The following is a 16863-nucleotide window of genomic DNA, read 5'->3' as shown; positions in this document are numbered from 1 at the left end:
CTCAACAACTGGTTCAGCCTCAACAACTGGTTCAGCCTCAACAACTGGTTCAGCCTCAACAACTGGTTCAGCCTCAACAACTGGTTCAGGCTCAACAACTGGTTCAGGCTCAACAACTGGTTCAGGCTCAACAACTGGTTCAGGCATAACACTATTAACTGACTGCGCTAAATGGTCATTATCATCAATACCGCTTTGCAGCTCATCGTGACTTGGTGTCTGATAATCAGCATTATAAAGCTCTGGCGGCGGTGCTGACGCTTCATGTGCAATAGCATCTGGGGCTGATGCCGAAGAAACTGGTTCTATAGCTGGTACTTTTGTAGCAGACCCATCACTATCATAAGTATTGCTCAAGACTTCATCGACTGGCAATGGACGAAACGCCAGTAATCGCAAAATGCACATCTCAAGCGCTTGCATCGGCGTACTTGCAAGTTTGACACCTTCACGGGCTTGTACAACAATCTCATAATATAGCTGCAATACATCAGGGCTGATATGCTGAGCTAGCGTATAAATATCTTTTGCTTGCGCCTCATTGACATTAAGAGCGACCTCAGGCAACAGTTGGGTCAATGCCAACTGATGTAACAGCTCAGCGAGCCCATCGAACATGCTAGTCGCATCGACCATTTGCGCACGCATTTGCTCAATGTGAGCAGCAACCGCAGACTTATCATGATTATAAATATCCGTGGTTAGACGTACTAAGTCAGCAGCGTCAATGAGACCAAGCATTGCATTGACAGTAGCATCATCCAATGCGCCTTGGCCAAAAGCAATGGCTTGATCGGTCAATGATAGAGCATCACGTACAGAACCTTTAGCTGCACTTGCCAATTGCCAAATGGCTGGCTGAGTATAGCCTACCTGCTCTTTAGTCAAGATATTTGCCAAATGCTCGCTAAGTAACGTTTGAGGTAATGGACGCAGTACAAACTGCAAGCAGCGCGAAATAATCGTAATCGGTAACTTTTGTGGATCAGTCGTCGCTAATAAAAACTTAACATGCTCCGGTGGCTCTTCTAGCGTTTTTAATAGCGCGTTAAAGCTGTGCGTAGACAGCATATGTACTTCATCAATCAGATAGACCTTATAACGCCCTTGGCTAGGCGCATAAGGCACATTGTCTAATAGCTCACGCGTGTCTTCAACCTTGGTACGAGATGCGGCATCAATCTCAATAAGATCAATGAAACGCCCCTGATCAATAGCAACGCAGTTATCACATACACCGCAAGGAGTACTAGTAATACCAGTATCACAGTTCAAGCATTTAGATAAAATACGCGCAATCGTTGTCTTACCCACACCGCGCGTACCTGTAAACAGATAGGCATGATGCAAACGATTATAATCAATCGCATTAATTAGCGCTTGAGACACATGCGTCTGCCCAATCAGCTCGTGAAAGTTTTTTGGTCGGTATTTGCGAGCTAAAACTTGATATTGCTGCGTCATAATAAATGCCAATGTAAATAATACAAATATAAAGGAAGCGTCGGGCTAATGAATCATACTATGTTTAGGTTATAACTGAGCTTGAAGTTGGGCCAGTCGGTCATATAAGCGCTGAGTGCTTTCATCAATCAATGAGCCAGCTTGATGAAAAATATCCAGATAAACCTCAGTGTTTACACTGTCTTCACATGGCCGAAACTCTACGCCCAGTAAAAACAAATCATCCATTACAGGCTCTTGTAACTGAACATTAATATCTGACAATAAATCTTTATAAGAGAGCCTAACATTCTCTGCGCTCAGCGAACTGCTATCGTCTTGCGCATAAAACACCATGAGATAATGGCGTCCAAATACATGATAAGAATGCTCATGGCGGACATACCCATTCCAGCGCGAGTCTTGATCCATGGTTCTATAAGCTAGGATTTTTTCTACTAGACATGCATAGGTATACATTGACTCATCTACCAAAATATCAACCTGCTCATTTGGTAAAGGTCTACCTGCTTCATAATAACGCTCAAGAACACTGTTAAACAGCTTGAACCACATCCGAGTATTTTTTTGCATCTCAGCCATTAAGGCACCGGCATACACGTTCTGATTCGGCTCTACTGCTTTAAGTAAGCGTAATTCAACTTGCTCAATTAACTCGTTATCGATTAGCTGCTCTTGCACCCTAATCGCTCTATGATGAAAGTCAGGTGATTGTAGAAACTGTTTAAGCAATGTCGATTCGTTTTGAAATGATACAAAGCTAGATAGCTGACGACGATGGAAGTCTAAAAAAGTTGTCAAATCACTTGGAGTAACCAACTGATTGAGGATATCAACGAAGTTTTGATGACTAAAGACTTGTAGGATACTTTGCTCATCATCTAAGTCTAAAACACAGTCTTCTGCAAAAAACCGACTGCCATATTCGTAGCCAACTGCATAAGATGAATGGCCCAATTGATCGTCTTGATGATTAATAGACAATGACGTTAAACCGATAAAATAAACCGCTTTATCAGTTGTCACGGTATTTCTATCTACAATTAGGCTATCGTTTTTTTGATAAATCTGAGCGTGGCGTTTGATAAGTTGGTTAACAACTTCTTTTCTCCACTCACGAACTCTAGGATTATCCACTTCTTGTCTATTCGCTTGCATCACAACCGTATTGACGAGCAGATAAATAGTAGCGCCAGAAAACTCAAAAACAAAATCATAACCCTGAAAATGATCAGAGTCAGTGATTTTGTCATCAGGCAACTCATACAATGATAAAAAACATTGCTGAATCATTTTTTGCCATGGCGCATGTGATGCTTGCTGAATATCCATAATACCTCTATAAACGATATTTCACAAAAAAGCTTATACCCATTCTGTGAAAATGAGCAAAAGCTTTTTATGCTGAGTTAAGTATCAGTTTGGATTTATAGCAAGCAAACCCACATTAGCTATCTTGTTTGCGGCGCATATGCGGGAACAAGATCACATCACGGATACTAGCAGAGTCGGTAAATAGCATTACTAGACGGTCAATACCAATACCCTCACCGGCTGTCGGTGGCAAACCATAAGACAATGCTTCGATATACTCTTCATCGAAATGCATAGCTTCATCATCGCCAGCGTCTTTTTCAGCGACCTGACCACGGAAGCGCTCGGCTTGGTCTGCTGGATCATTAAGCTCACTGAAGCCATTGGCCAACTCACGACCACCAACGAACAGCTCAAAACGATCAGTAATCTCAGGATTGTCATCACTACGGCGCGCTAGAGGCGAGGTCTCAGCTGGGTACTCAGTAATGAACGTTGGCTGACGTAATTGATGCTCAGCCGTTTCTTCAAAAATAATTGTCTGTAGTTTACCCACACCAAACACATCTTTAACTTGCTGCTTAAGTGTCGTAGATGCGTACTCTGCTAGGTATTCACGATCATTGATACGTGTCATGTCAAAGTTTTCAGCATATTTTGCAATCGCATCAGACATTGATAGACGAGCAAATGGTGCTTTTAGGCTAATGGCTTCTTCTTGATAAGTCAGCTCTGTTGTGCCCAACACATCTATTGCTAACTGATTAAACAGACGCTCAGTCAAATCCATCAAGTCATGATAATCAGCGTAGGCTTGATAGAACTCAATCATGGTAAATTCTGGGTTATGACGGGTTGAAACCCCTTCATTACGGAAACTACGGTTAATCTCAAATACTCTTTCGAACCCACCAACAACCAGACGCTTAAGATAAAGCTCAGGCGCGATACGTAGATATAAAGGCATGTCTAATGCATTATGATGTGTCTCAAACGGACGGGCTACTGCGCCGCCTGGTATCGGATGCATCATTGGCGTTTCAACTTCCATAAAACGCTCATTGAGCATAAATTGACGAATACCGCTGACGATCTGACTACGAACCATAAAGGTATTGCGAGTCGTCTCATTGGTCATCAAATCAAGATGACGATTGCGATAGCGCGCTTCGACATCAGCCAAGCCATGGAACTTGTTTGGCATTGGACGTAGTGATTTGGTCAGTAGCGTAATTTCTTCAATATGCACATATAAATCGCCTTTACCTGAGCGACCGATATAGCCAGATACCCCAACGATATCACCCAAATCTAGTGATTTGATGCTCGCACGCGTCTCCTCATCAAGCTCTTTACGTGCTACATATAACTGAATACGGCCTGTCATGTCTTGGATCACGATGAACGAACCACGGTTGAGCATGACTCGACCTGCCACGTTGACCTGTGTTTTTTCACCATTTGCTGCTTTTTCTTCAATTTCCTGCTTTGAGACACCATCAAAAGCCGTCTGTAAGTCTTGCGCATAATCAGTGCGTTTGAACGTATTAGGATACGGCTGTTTACCTGAAGCACTGATATCGTCTAGCTTGGCTTGCAGTTGTGCGATTAGCTCGTTAGCATCTTCTACGACTGGGGTTTGATCTTGGTTCTGATTATTGTGCTTTGACATAACACTCTCAATATTTTTAGGTAATTAAATGGATAAACGAAAACAGAAAAATTAAATCAATACTTATTATTATAAGAACAGACATGGTGATAAAAACGATAAAACTGTTGGTGCTTTTAAAGACTAGCTACTAGTCATTGCCACCGATACTGGCCATCAAATCAGCCTGATGCTCACGTAATAGTGCATCAAGAATCTCATCCAAGTCGCCTTCCATAATGGAGTCGAGTTTGTATAAGGTAAGGTTGATACGGTGATCGGTCATGCGACCTTGTGGAAAATTATAGGTACGGATACGCTCTGAGCGATCGCCACTACCGACCAAGTCACGACGTATAGAATCCGCCACATCGACCTGTGCTTGCACTTTGGCCTGTTGAATTTTAGAGACCAGCATTTTCATAGCATGTGCACGGTTTTTGTGCTGGCTACGCTCTTGCTGACACTCTACCACGGTACCTGTCGGAATGTGCGTCAAACGTACGGCAGAGTCAGTCGTGTTCACGTGCTGACCACCCGCGCCGCTTGAGCGGAAAGTATCCATCTTGATATCAGCAGGATTGATATCAACGCTATCATCAATCTCAACTTCTGGCATGACCGCAACGGTACAAGCTGAGGTATGCACACGACCTTGGCTTTCGGTTTCAGGGACACGCTGTACACGGTGAGCGCCTGATTCAAACTTTAAACGACCATATACACTATTGCCAGATACGCGAGTGATGATTTCTTTATAACCGCCATGCTCACCTTCATTTGCAGAGAGCACTTCTAGTGTCCAGCCCTGGCTCTGCGCGTATTTTTGGTACATACGGAACAAGTCACCAGAGAAAATCGCTGCTTCATCGCCGCCTGTCCCGGCACGAATCTCCAAAAATGCTGGTACTTTATCATTAGGATCTTTTGGTAGCATCATCAGATTAAGCGCTTCTTCCATCTCTACGATGGTATCACGTGCACTCTCAATCTCATCGATCATCATCTCTTTCATGTCAGGATCTGTTGCATCGGCTAGCATCGCTTCTGCATCAGCCTGATCCGTTTCTGCACCCACGTAGTTTTGCCACAGCGTCGTGATCTCCATCAAGTCGCTGTGCTCAACAGACAATTCACGGAACTTATTATTATCACTGATGACACTAGGATCTGATAATAAAGCGGTGACCTCTTCATAACGGTCTACCATCTGGTCTAAACGCAGGCGTAAGGATTCTTTCATAAAAGGACTTTTAATTAGATAAGAGGAATAAGCCCGTGATTATAGCAAATTTTTTGGGGTAAATTAAAACCTCTAATCATTCTTGTTGATATTGTCGGTAATCTCGATGTTATCTTCTCCAACATCTCTGTTTATATTTAGATGTCACAGCTTAATTTCAATAGCAAAAACAACAGACAAAAAAATAGCTAAGAATATTCTTAGCTATTTTTATCAAAACAAGTAGTCAAAGTATTAGACCTTGCGAACTAAGACCGATCCAATAGAGTAACCTGCACCAAATGAGCAAATAACGCCCAGATCGCCTGATACTAAGTCATCTTTGTGGCGATGGAATACAATCATAGGACTCGCTGAGCTAGTATTGGCAAATTCAGCAATAACACTCGGAGCAATCGATTTATCGGCATCTTTACCAACCACGGTACGTAGAATCAAATCCAACATATTGGCATTGGCTTGATGCAACCACATCATCTTAACATCAGATGTTGGGATGTCGTTTTCTTGCAAGTGCTCAGTGATAATCTCTGACACTTTTGGACAGACTTCACGGAATACTTTACGACCGTTTTGCAAAAACAGCTTGTCAGTAACCGGTGCTTTGATATCTGGATACATTTCAGTCTGCGCTGCTAGATACTCTGAGCGATCCATAAAGCCGTATTCGTTTTTGATGTTGGTCGAAAACTGAGTAAATAGCTTAGAGTTTAGAATCTCATAACCTTTTGGCGTATCTAATTCTTCAACGATAGAAGCGGTCGCCACATCACCGAAGATAAAGTGGCTGTCACGGTTACGCCAGTTTAGATGCGCTGAGGTAATCTCAACGTTGACCACAGCAATACGTTTGGCCAAGCCAGAGATGATAGAACCATGTGCTTGTGACAGACCAAAAGTCGCCGCACTACATGCAACGTTCATATCATAAGCAAAGCCGCCAATCATACCAATTTCGTTCTGGATTTCGATAGCAACCGCAGGATAAGTACGCTGGAAATTTGAGCAAGCAAGGATGATACCATCTAAGTCATTGGCCTCAAGTCCAGCATCAGCCAAAGCGTCTCTCAGTGCTGCTGCACCCATTTCGGCCATTACCGACAGCTCTTCGCCCAAGTTACGGTAAGGAATAACTGGCGCCATGATTTCAGTATTTAAGATACCTTCTTTTTCCATCACATAACGTGATTTAATGCCAGATACTTTTTCGATGAAAGCAGCTGAAGAAGGCTCTAGTGCCGTCACTGTCTCTGCAGCTATCTCTTCAGCATGTTCGGTATTATAGTTTTCAACATACTGGTTAAATGACTCAACTAGCTCTTCGTTACTAATGCTGTAAGGTGGGATATAAAGACCAGTGCCTGTGATACAAGTCGTCATGATAAGCTTCCTTGTCTACTACTGTGGTGCTTGGAATAAGCATAAAAGTGGAAAAATAATAGCCATTCAAATTCAGTGAATAACTGTAAACTTAAAATCAGTGTGTTTATTATGCCTGAATATTATAATTTTTCTAATACTTTGTTACAAATAACCTGTTTGTTGCCATAAATAAGCAAAGACTGGCCGCATTTTTCGGTAGCTACGTTATAATTGGCATCATTTTATTCTGTACTATTTGTCGAACGATCTTAATTATTCAGAACATTGACACACGCTCATACTTAGGAATGCTAATGGCAGAACTTCTCAACTGGTTATTTGGTCAATACGCTGACTACTCTACGATATTCATCGTCCTTGAATTGATTGCTGTTGTCTTCGGTGTGGCCAGTGTCTTACTCGCCAGCAAAACCAATATTCTAGTCTTCCCTATCGGACTGGTCAGCACTGCTATATTTGTGTATCTACTATGGAAGTGGCAGCTGTTTGGCGATATGTTTATCAATGCTTACTATACCGTGATGAGCTTGTATGGCTGGATTAACTGGTCAAAGAACAAGAAAAACCAGTCTGTTGAGCATGGGCAATCAGATGCTAATAACGTCCGTATTGAGCATTTGCATGCAGACGACATCCCTATCCTCTCTGCTTTGGCAGCAGGAACGATAGCTTTTGTAGGCTTGGTTTATTATTTCCGCCCAGTGATTAATAATGGCTTTAGCCTAGACGGTGCGGTACTTGGACTCCATTTATTTACTTGGGTCGATTATACTGACATGCTCACTACCGCTTTATTTTTGATGGCAATGTGGCTCATGGCACGGCGTAAAATCGAGCATTGGATACTCTGGATCATCGCTGATGCGATATCGGTACCGCTATACTTTTATAAAGGTTTTACTTTTACCGCGCTACAATATGTAGTCTTCACTCTTATCGCAATCTGGGCATACTATGAATGGCAACGACGCTACCGTGTACAACCTCGAGCAGCATACGCCTAAATCTGTCATCAACGTCGCGGTTTTAGGGGCAGAAAGTACGGGTAAGACGACCTTATGTCGTGATTTGGCCGAGCATTTTGATACTCCTTGGGTGTCAGAATACATGCGCACCTACTTACAGGCAAAGTGGGACGACGAGCAGCTGACTTGTACGTGGGAAGATCTGATCCCTATCGCACAGGGACAGGTTACACTAGAGAATACCTTGGCCAAACAAGTCGCTCAGTCGAATAATGCCAGTCATTATTTGTTTTGCGATACCAGTTTGTTTGAGCTGATGGTTTATTCTTATTGGTATTATGGCGACTGCCCAACGGATCTTGAGCAAGCAGCGTTGGCGCATCACTATGATTTGATATTATTGACTGAGGTTGATACGCCATGGGTGGCTGATGACCTGCGAGACAGTCCACACCAACGCGATGAGATAAGCGACTATTTCGCCAGTCAATTAAGCAAGCATCAAAAACCATTTCAACGCATTAGTGGCGATAGAAAAGCGCGCGTTCAGCAAGTAGTAGCGCAGCTCGCTAATATAGATAAAATATCGCCTGACTAAAGCTAAAATAAACCATACCTATAATCAACGTTATTTATTCTTTAAGACTTTCGTGTCTTTAAAAATTTTTTGTATTTGAAACCTAAGAGATACCCATGCTAAAGAAGTTTGAGCTTTATTTAGAAAAAACCATATTTAATAGCCGCTGGATACTGGCGCCTTTTTATCTAGGATTAGTGCTAGGCATTATTTTATTATTTATTAAGTTTGTCCAAAAGCTATGGTATATGTTTGCTGACATTCTGACGGCCTCTGAAGCCAGTGTGATTGTAGATATATTGGTATTGGTTGATATCTCTCTGGTTGCCAGTTTATTGCTTATCATTATATTCAGTGGCTATGAAATTTTTGTCTCAAAAATCGATACTGGCACCCATGATGATCGTCCTAGCTGGATGGGCAAAGTAGACTTTTCTGGCCTAAAGCTCAAAGTTATCGGAGCGATCGTTGCTATCTCGGCGATTGACCTTTTGAAATCCTTTATGGATATATCTAGTGGAATGAGTGAACTTGATGCTGACAAGCTCATGTGGAAGGTCATTATTCATATGACCTTTGTATTGTCTGGCTTGTTATTCGCTATCATGGATAAAGTCGTTGGCGATACAAAAAAGCATTAAACACATTAATAATCGAAAAACAATTATCCGAAAATATCAACTTTTACCCTTTCACAGTTATTCCATATTTCCTGCACATCTTCTCTTCATGCCCTCTCTATGATGTCTTTTAAAGCCACAGTCTGCTATCTCGGCAGCTGTGGACTAAAGACACTTAGGAGGCGACCACATGCAAAAAACATTATTGACTAAGTTATCCATCATTGTAGGACTTTGTATCGTTTTTTCGATTGGTCTCAGTATGATTAGCGACATCATATATGAGAGACAATACTACGCAGAGTCAGTGATAAAAGAAATCACCGAGCAGCACGTCAATCCACAAGAAGTCATTAATCCATTTATCGCCATCCCTACGACAGTCACACCAGCATGTCAGTCATCTGATACACCAAATGTAAAGAACAAATGCGAACCGTCATACTCGAAAATCGAGACGATATTTGCCTTTCAGACGCAGGCAGCACAGAACCTAAAAGTAAACACAGACACCTATAAACGCGGTATCTATAGCGCTACTAGCTATGATGGTCAGCTGACATTCAATCAAAGTTATACGCTTGGTAAGACTTTAAAAAATTTAGACCAGGCTGGAACTACAATTGACGATGATGCAGATAAGACACAGCTAGCCAAAACCATTACCCACTGGAACAAGGTAAAACTTATCATTCCTGTGTCTGATTTGCGCGGTGTCGCTACCCTGCCTACTGTCACAATTAATCAAAAAACAATTGCAGCAAACTATCCGCAGATACCAATAATAGAGAACTTAACCTATGTCGAAGTAGATATTCCTAAAGATGTATTGGATCAATTAATCAATCCTACTAGCCAGCAGAATAAAGATAGCTTGGCTACCACAGGCTCAATAAATACAGATCTAAATAAATCAGAGGTGAGTAGCAAGTTATCTAATCCTAGAGACAATCAAGCGCTCAATATTGTGATCGACTTACCATTAGCTGGCATTAGTAATTTAACGACTGTCCCAACTGGGCAGAACTTTACTCTGTCTATGCACAGTAACTGGCAGACACCAAACTTCATCGGCAAAGCATTACCAAATACCAAGAGCATCACCGCTAAAGGATTTGATGCCAGTTGGCAAAATCAGTATTTAACCGTTGCAAATAATCAGTACCTCTCTCAATGTCTCAGCTTGCCTAACCATCAATGTACTGTCATAAGTGAATCAACGCTCAATATCGATAGTCATTCGTACAATCCTGATTCGCTTGAGGCATCAAGAGGTCTGACGACAGACAGTACAGCAGTAGCTGGTAGTAATCAAAGTGTTCTGCTAAACAGCTTTGGCGTTAGTTTTGCAAGCCCCAACGATGTCTATCTACAAACTGAAAGAGCCATGAAGTACGCCTTGCTATTAATTTTGGTATCTTTTGGCACTTTCTTTTTATTTGAAGTGCTCAAATCAAGTCGTATTCACCCTATCCAATACTTATTGGTCGGTTGTGCACTGCTGTGCTTTTACGTCTTGTTGCTACCGCTGGCCGAGCAAATCGTCTTTTGGCAAGCCTATATGGTAGCGGCCAGTGCTTGTGTTGGGCTTATTGGCTGGTATAGCTATTATGTATTTGGCGGTTTAAAACGGGCAGTAATCTTTACCGCGACACTTGCTGGGCTATATGCTGCGTTTTTCGGTATTTTAAGTACAGAAGATCTCAATCTATTACTGGGTGCGATATTCTGCTTTGTGATACTTGCCTGCGTGATGGTGATGACTCGCAAACTTGACTGGTATAAAGTGACATAAATGATGAGAGCCATGCGCTGTATAAAGCAAGTCAGACAAACTGTCAGTAAATGAGAGGTTTTTATCTGATAATTTGAAAAAAATTGGCTGCCTTAGCTTATTAACTGAGCTAAGGCAGCCAAGTAGTAATATTATTTGACGATATGATTGTTTAACGCTTTAACCCAATTATTGCAATTATCCTCGCAGCGCGGGCAACACTGATTGGGGTCAGAGATTTCATCAACGTAACCGCAATACATACAAGCATAATAAACACCTGCTTCTACTTGCTCGACCGGTCGGTATTGCTTGGGGAAAAGCGGCATCCCGTAGTCTGTTTTTTCAGAGGTGTGCAATAAAATACTAAAATTGCCATCAGCTTCGAGCAAACCAGTACGCACTTGACCTAAATGCTCAACCCCTTGTTGGCGCATTTCAGCAAAAAACTCATCGTGTGACATTTCACCTTTTTTGATTTTATCAAGCACCAGCATGCCATCTTCTACAATATACATTGAGCGCCCCTCTAGCAGGTCCTCAAAAGGCTGGAACTTCATCATCGCCCAAGTACAGAGCCTATAAAATGAAATGACCGTACCCATGATTAATACCGCTTGGATAATAGGCAGGTCTTCGGTGAACATGGGATCACCTGCGATAGAGCCTAACGATAAAATGATGGTTAACTCAAAAATAGAAAGCTGACGAACGCCGCGCTTACCAGTGAATCGCAAAAATGTGATAATTAATACAAACATGACAGTGACACGTATTAAAATTTCTACGGCAAACCACCAAGTTGTGTCATGAATAAAAATACTTGCCCAATTCATACTATCTTTCCTATTTATTTATCTAATTATTGTGTTTCATGAGTGTTGTTCTAATAGTTCATTTGACGCGAAGCACATCATCCCTATTTTTAGACCTTATCGTCAATACAACTATCGTTATTCTGATTTAAAAGAGACTTTTTGCCATAAGTACGACAAAATATCCTGTCTTGTGAAACGGCTATAGATTAGATTAATCAGTTATAAATCTATTATCTTTGCTAAGAATAAACGTTCGTTATAACAGCGTATCTTAAGACCTAAAACTAAAATCCTATGTTTGCCTGTTTTGTGCCATTTATTCATTGTAGGAATTACTTTTGAAAGCCACGATTTATACTATTATTGCGTTAATCGCCTTTGCTGCAAATTCTCTGTTTTGCCGAATGGCATTGGCGGAAGGCTACATCGATGCTTGGAGCTTTACCATCATCAGGCTAGTGAGTGCGACGGCCTGTCTAGGTATTATCATGGCTATACATGCTTACAGACTGCGACGCCAAACGTCTAATCATGACGAATCTACTGTCCACGCTATATTAAATGACAAAGGCAGTTGGTTAAGTAGTCTCAGCTTGGTGATTTATGCGCTGTGCTTTTCAATTGCGTATGTAGAGCTGGATACTGGCACTGGGGCATTGATTTTGTTTTCAGCGGTTCAGCTGACGATGATTGGCTGGGGTATCTATAAAAAAGAACAGCTCAGCGCGCTACAATGGTTAGCGTTTGTCGTTGCAGTGGCGGGGTTTGTATATCTGATGTTGCCATCCGCTGCCATACCGTCACCATTGGCTGCAGCGTTAATGGCTATGAGCGGCATAGCTTGGGGAGTATATAGTATACGCGGCAAATCATGTGTCTCACCGCTGCGAGCGACAGGGTTTAATTTTGTGCGTAGTTTAGTCGCTGTGCCTATACTACTACTGGTAGGTATGACGTATCTAGATGACTTAGGTTTGAAAAATATCAATTTGGATGGTATTACCATTGAAGGTGTACTACTCGCCTGTGCATCCGGAGCGATCGCCTCAGGGTTGGGCTATAGTATCTGGTATACAGCGATGCCACTATTGAAAAACACACAAGCCGCTATCGTTCAGCTATGTGTCCCTGTGATTGCTGCGTTGCTAGGTGTGATATTTTTATCTGAGCAGTTAACTATGCCCTTTATTATCGCAAGTACGGTCATTTTGGGCGCGGTCTTGGTGTTTACCTTAAATAAAAAAGTACCGGTATAAAATAATGCTATTAACAACCTATCATTAGCTAAACTGCTCAGAAAAAGTTCCAGCTTATGATTCTACCAGACAACATAAAACGCCCCGACTCTTATAAATCGAGGCGTTTTATATTCGAGTTATTATTTTAATATTGCTAGTCTACGGTCAACAGTCGTTGAACAACAGCATTTAAGCAACAGTAACTTCTAGACGAGTATCGACATTGCCGCGAGTAGCATTAGAATACGGGCACACCTGATGCGTAGCTTCGATCAACTGCTGCGCCTGCGCTTCATCAATACCTGATACTTCTACAGACAGCTCTATCTCTAGGTTGTAGCTACCGTCAGCTTTCATACCGATACCTACTTGCGCAGAGGTTTTTGAAGCGGTAACAGGCAATTTCATGTGCTGTGCAGTCATGCTCAAAGCGCTATCAAAACAAGCCGCGTAACCCATTGCAAAAAGCTGTTCTGGATTCACGCCTTCTTTGTCTTGCTCTTGAAAAGATACCAAGTCAAATCCTAAAGAACCATCGTCTAATCCAGTATGGCCAGAACGTCCACCAGTAGCGGTTGCACGCGTTTTATAAAATATTTTCATGAGTAATTATTCCTTGTTTCATATTATTAGAGGTCGTACTTACGCTGTTGCGATGAGATTATTATAGAATCCTCTGCATTTATACGTTAGAACAAACCTCTATAACTCTTGCCTAATCCTACAAATATTTATACTATCAGGCAACTCTATAAAATAAGCACTCGTGATGAATCAAACGACTATTGACCAACTTTTAGCAGTACTACCTAGAAATAAAACCATCGAGTCCGCTGTTTCAGGCTTGTTCTTTTACTGCGCGGACAAACCAAGCAAAGCCGTGAGCTATATTCAAGAGCCAAGTATTTGTATTGTACTGCAAGGTGAACGAGAGATTTACTTGGGTGCTGACTGTCAAAGGTTTGACAATAGTAACTTGATGTTCTGTCCAGTTAATATACCGCTAAGTATGCATATTAAACACGCTTCGATAAAGAACCCTGTCATTGTTTTATCAATGAAATTAGATTTAGCCATGATTAGAGATGTCTTATCACAGATACCGACCACACACCCAGTAGCAGGCAGCCATTTAGGAATAAAGTGGCACTTAGATGACACCGTAATGGACGCGTTTGATCGATTGATACACTTGCTTGATTATCCAAACGATATTGATTTTCTGTCTTCTTTAATTCAACAAGAAATATACTATCGCCTACTCTTGGCTGAGCAAGGCAACAAACTTAAGCAATTGGTCGTTAGCGGTAGCCATACACACCGCATTGCCCAAGCAACTGACTGGATAAAGGCACATCTAGATGAACCTATCATGGTTGAGAGCTTGGCTAGTAGATGCGGCATGAGTGTCTCAGGGTTTCATCAGCATTTTAAAGAAATAACCCAGCTGAGTCCGCTACAGTATCAAAAAAGCTTACGTTTAATGGAAGCCAGACGCTTAATTAAGATGCATGGGGCGCAAATATCACAAATAGCGATGCAAGTAGGCTACGAAAGTCCTAGTCAGTTTAGCCGAGAATATAAGCGGTTTTTTGGTCTGAGCCCAAGCAATGAGTTGTAGTTATAATTTTGGGGCTGTAGTAGATAAGCACTATGCTAGACTACTTTTATGAAGATAACCCGTTGTAAACTAAGTAAAAAAGCACAGCGAAGGCTGTTAGAGTTTTTCACAGCTGAAGTGACTGCTAGAACAGCCGCAGATTTGCTTGATATTCAGCCTAATACTGCTGCACTTTTTTATCATAAAATAAGACTTGTGATAGATTACCATCTCTCATTAGAAGCTGATGAGCTTTTTGATGGTGAGGTCGAATTAGATGAAAGTTACTTTGGCGGTGTACGCAAAGGCAAAAGAGGTCGCGGGGCAGCTGGTAAAACCGCTGTATTTGGTATTCTAAAACGAAACGGTAAGGTTTATACCATTGTCGTAGCAGACACCAAACAGACTACCCTAATGCCTGTTATTAAGCGTAAAATCAAGCCTGACAGCTTTGTTTATACGGATAGCTATCGAAGTTACAATGCATTAGATGTGAGTGAGTTTAAACATTTCAGAGTCAATCACTCTATAGAGTTCATTTGCGGTAAGAACAATCACATCAATGGCATTGAGAACTTCTGGAATCAGTCCAAACGAACACTCAGAAAGTATAATGGGATTAATAAGAAGAACTTCCATTTGTTTTTAAAAGAGTGCGAGTTTAGATTCAACTATGGCTCACCATCTAATCAGCTGAAAACCTTGAGAAAATGGTGTGATATTTAATCCTTATCTACTACAGCCCCTTTTATTTTCTAATAGAATAAATTTAATTTGCTTAGGCTATTTTCTACTATACCTATGAAACTCTTCCCAAAAAAACAACATTTTTAAGTTGAATAACTTGTGAAGTATTTCAAATAAATAGAAAAATTGGTTGACGTGACCATATATTCGTATTATAACATATTGCATATATTTAAAATAATGAATGTATAGGAGCAGCTTTACTCTGTGTACGATCGATGTAAAGCGATCAATAGAAAGCTTAGGGAGGAGATAACATGATTCGTTTAAGCTACACTCTCAAATGCTGGGCACTTGGCATCACGTTTTTTACAGTGTTCTACTTTATGGTAGTCATGAGTGACCCTGGCTTTAGTAAGTACATTTATATGTTAGCTTTCAGCACTTTGCTATTCCCTATCGCTAAGCGTGCAGTCGATGTCATGACCGATTTTTTCGCACCAGATATTGAATTGTTCAATGGATTGTTACCATCACTTTTAATCAATATTGTGATTTGGATACTTACTCCATTTATCGTCGCATTAACTGTGATTGCCTATATACTTTATAGCATGGGTGTATTGACAGAAAAGATTAGCCATTAGATACCAATCATTAAGTGCCAATTATCAAGTACCAATCATTAAATACTAGACATTAGATACCAGTCGCTAACTATCAAACATTAAGCCTTAATAGCTCATAGAGAAGATAGTTTGCAAACTATCTTCTCTAACTATATATAGCTACTAAAACGATCAATAGATTTAACTTACAACGGCTAATTGCTGGCTTTTTTGCCAACAAACTGTACTACAGCGCTAAGCCCTTGATGGCGCTTTCCTTCTGATACCATACGCAACTTCTCTACACCAGTCACTTCGTTCAGCCCTACAAGCTCATTTTGAAAGTTCTTTAAAGTGCCAAAACGTTCCCTTTGACTGGCAGGTAGTCCACCGACTGCCTCTGTTTCAAGCTGTCGTTCTGTATAAGCTTCGACGATAAATACGCCATCTGGCTTGAGAGCAGTGCCAACTTGTGCATGTACATATTGACGTACCGTTTTGGGCACGTGTGCCCAGATAGAAACTATAGCGTCCCATTTATCCTGACCAAAGTTGTAATCTGCTAAATCAGCTACTTGCGTGATAATAGCTACGCCTCTATCTCTGGCCAACTTGTTCGCTTTGGTCAGACCTACTTCGGACTTATCCATCGCAGTTACCTTGAAGCCTTGCTCAGCTAAGAATACTGCATTCCTACCCTCGCCCTCTGCTAGACAAAGTACGTGTCCACCTACAGGTATCTGCTCAAATGTCTCTCTCAAAAAATCATTAGGTTCGGTGCCAAATGCGAACTCTGTGCCGCTATAGCGTTCATCCCACATCCTAATAATCCTTTTATTTGAGATTGATATCCAATTTAGTAGGTAACATATGGCATGTAGAACACATAGTAATAAAGCACACATCATAAAATTAATGCGC

The 16863-nt window shown here is 41.3% G+C and carries 16 protein-coding genes; 8 read left to right on the top strand and 8 right to left on the bottom strand.

Translation table 11 applies throughout. The annotated features are described in order from the left end of the window. The 5 genes from dnaX to HCZ91_RS08230 form a co-directional block, all read right to left on the bottom strand. Positions 1 to 1464, bottom strand: a 1464-nt coding sequence (dnaX, locus tag HCZ91_RS08250; protein ID WP_179799002.1) for a DNA polymerase III subunit gamma/tau, incomplete at its 3' end; no start/stop codon positions are given. A 69-nt stretch (positions 1465 to 1533) separates the two neighbouring features. After that, positions 1534 to 2796: a hypothetical protein gene (locus HCZ91_RS08245; protein ID WP_179799001.1), complete on the bottom strand. Its 1263-nt coding sequence runs from the start codon at positions 2794 to 2796 to the stop codon at positions 1534 to 1536. 115 nt (positions 2797 to 2911) lie between these two features. Beyond that, positions 2912 to 4450, bottom strand: a complete 1539-nt coding sequence (lysS, locus tag HCZ91_RS08240; RefSeq protein ID WP_102090341.1) for a lysine--tRNA ligase — start codon at positions 4448 to 4450, stop codon at positions 2912 to 2914. Positions 4451 to 4580: 130 nt separating this feature from the next. Then, positions 4581 to 5672, bottom strand: a complete 1092-nt coding sequence (gene prfA / locus HCZ91_RS08235; RefSeq protein ID WP_165596982.1) for a peptide chain release factor 1 — start codon at positions 5670 to 5672, stop codon at positions 4581 to 4583. 234 nt (positions 5673 to 5906) lie between these two features. Continuing rightward, a complete protein-coding gene (locus tag HCZ91_RS08230; RefSeq protein WP_057760302.1) occupies positions 5907 to 7052 on the bottom strand; it encodes a beta-ketoacyl-ACP synthase III in 1146 nt (381 codons plus the stop codon). A gap of 296 nt (positions 7053 to 7348) precedes the next feature. Between HCZ91_RS08230 and pnuC the strand changes: the two genes are divergently transcribed. From pnuC to creD, 4 genes are all read left to right on the top strand, one after another. Continuing rightward, complete coding sequence (gene pnuC, locus HCZ91_RS08225) at positions 7349 to 8059, top strand: nicotinamide riboside transporter PnuC (protein WP_179799000.1); 711 nt, start codon at positions 7349 to 7351, stop codon at positions 8057 to 8059. After that, positions 8031 to 8618, top strand: a complete 588-nt coding sequence (locus tag HCZ91_RS08220; RefSeq protein WP_346342184.1) for an ATP-binding protein — start codon at positions 8031 to 8033, stop codon at positions 8616 to 8618. Before pnuC ends, HCZ91_RS08220 begins: the two co-directional genes overlap by 29 nt. 95 nt (positions 8619 to 8713) lie before the next feature. Next, on the top strand, positions 8714 to 9238 hold the full coding sequence (locus HCZ91_RS08215) for a TIGR00645 family protein (RefSeq protein WP_101204361.1): 525 nt from the start codon (positions 8714 to 8716) through the stop codon (positions 9236 to 9238). A 169-nt stretch (positions 9239 to 9407) separates the two neighbouring features. Next, the gene (creD, locus tag HCZ91_RS08210) at positions 9408 to 11012 is read left to right on the top strand and encodes a cell envelope integrity protein CreD (RefSeq protein ID WP_179798998.1); all 1605 of its coding nucleotides are present in this window, start codon (positions 9408 to 9410) and stop codon (positions 11010 to 11012) included. Between the two features lie 131 nt (positions 11013 to 11143). Here creD and HCZ91_RS08205 read toward each other — a convergent pair whose 3' ends face one another. After that, positions 11144 to 11827 (bottom strand): YetF domain-containing protein, encoded by a 684-nt coding sequence (locus HCZ91_RS08205; protein WP_179798997.1) that lies wholly within the window; start codon positions 11825 to 11827, stop codon positions 11144 to 11146. Positions 11828 to 12147: 320 nt separating this feature from the next. On the opposite strand from HCZ91_RS08205, the gene HCZ91_RS08200 reads away from it, so the two are divergent. Beyond that, a complete protein-coding gene (locus tag HCZ91_RS08200; protein ID WP_102091711.1) occupies positions 12148 to 13065 on the top strand; it encodes an EamA family transporter in 918 nt (305 codons plus the stop codon). A gap of 171 nt (positions 13066 to 13236) precedes the next feature. Here the strand turns inward: HCZ91_RS08200 and HCZ91_RS08195 are convergent, their stop codons facing one another. Then, positions 13237 to 13650, bottom strand: a complete 414-nt coding sequence (locus HCZ91_RS08195) for an organic hydroperoxide resistance protein (RefSeq protein ID WP_101204365.1) — start codon at positions 13648 to 13650, stop codon at positions 13237 to 13239. Positions 13651 to 13816: 166 nt separating this feature from the next. Between HCZ91_RS08195 and HCZ91_RS08190 the strand changes: the two genes are divergently transcribed. The 3 genes from HCZ91_RS08190 to HCZ91_RS08180 all read left to right on the top strand — a co-directional run bounded on the left by HCZ91_RS08190 (position 13817) and on the right by HCZ91_RS08180 (position 15981). After that, positions 13817 to 14668: an AraC family transcriptional regulator gene (locus HCZ91_RS08190; RefSeq protein WP_179798996.1), complete on the top strand. Its 852-nt coding sequence runs from the start codon at positions 13817 to 13819 to the stop codon at positions 14666 to 14668. Positions 14669 to 14716: 48 nt separating this feature from the next. Beyond that, positions 14717 to 15373, top strand: coding sequence for an IS1595 family transposase (locus HCZ91_RS08185; protein ID WP_045455674.1), 657 nt, complete (start codon positions 14717 to 14719; stop codon positions 15371 to 15373). A 278-nt stretch (positions 15374 to 15651) separates the two neighbouring features. Beyond that, positions 15652 to 15981, top strand: a complete 330-nt coding sequence (locus HCZ91_RS08180; RefSeq protein WP_101205009.1) for a hypothetical protein — start codon at positions 15652 to 15654, stop codon at positions 15979 to 15981. Positions 15982 to 16157: 176 nt separating this feature from the next. Here HCZ91_RS08180 and HCZ91_RS08175 read toward each other — a convergent pair whose 3' ends face one another. Then, positions 16158 to 16763 (bottom strand): class I SAM-dependent methyltransferase, encoded by a 606-nt coding sequence (locus HCZ91_RS08175; protein WP_179798995.1) that lies wholly within the window; start codon positions 16761 to 16763, stop codon positions 16158 to 16160. Positions 16764 to 16863: the final 100 nt, after the last annotated feature.

It is taken from the genome of Psychrobacter sp. BI730 (assembly GCF_013414195.1).
Lineage (GTDB): Bacteria > Pseudomonadota > Gammaproteobacteria > Pseudomonadales > Moraxellaceae > Psychrobacter.
This window is presented reverse-complemented; position numbering and strand designations above follow the sequence as displayed.

Coding starts and splice junctions, on each gene's coding strand:
- HCZ91_RS08205 (WP_179798997.1), bottom strand. CDS start 11,827: ATGAATTGGGCAAGTATTTTTATTCATGACACAACTTGGTGGTTTGCC.
- creD (WP_179798998.1), top strand. CDS start 9,408: ATGCAAAAAACATTATTGACTAAGTTATCCATCATTGTAGGACTTTGT.
- HCZ91_RS08195 (WP_101204365.1), bottom strand. CDS start 13,650: ATGAAAATATTTTATAAAACGCGTGCAACCGCTACTGGTGGACGTTCT.
- lysS (WP_102090341.1), bottom strand. CDS start 4,450: ATGTCAAAGCACAATAATCAGAACCAAGATCAAACCCCAGTCGTAGAA.
- HCZ91_RS08180 (WP_101205009.1), top strand. CDS start 15,652: ATGATTCGTTTAAGCTACACTCTCAAATGCTGGGCACTTGGCATCACG.
- HCZ91_RS08175 (WP_179798995.1), bottom strand. CDS start 16,763: ATGTGGGATGAACGCTATAGCGGCACAGAGTTCGCATTTGGCACCGAA.
- pnuC (WP_179799000.1), top strand. CDS start 7,349: ATGGCAGAACTTCTCAACTGGTTATTTGGTCAATACGCTGACTACTCT.
- HCZ91_RS08190 (WP_179798996.1), top strand. CDS start 13,817: ATGAATCAAACGACTATTGACCAACTTTTAGCAGTACTACCTAGAAAT.
- HCZ91_RS08215 (WP_101204361.1), top strand. CDS start 8,714: ATGCTAAAGAAGTTTGAGCTTTATTTAGAAAAAACCATATTTAATAGC.
- HCZ91_RS08185 (WP_045455674.1), top strand. CDS start 14,717: ATGAAGATAACCCGTTGTAAACTAAGTAAAAAAGCACAGCGAAGGCTG.
- prfA (WP_165596982.1), bottom strand. CDS start 5,672: ATGAAAGAATCCTTACGCCTGCGTTTAGACCAGATGGTAGACCGTTAT.
- HCZ91_RS08245 (WP_179799001.1), bottom strand. CDS start 2,796: ATGGATATTCAGCAAGCATCACATGCGCCATGGCAAAAAATGATTCAG.
- HCZ91_RS08230 (WP_057760302.1), bottom strand. CDS start 7,052: ATGACGACTTGTATCACAGGCACTGGTCTTTATATCCCACCTTACAGC.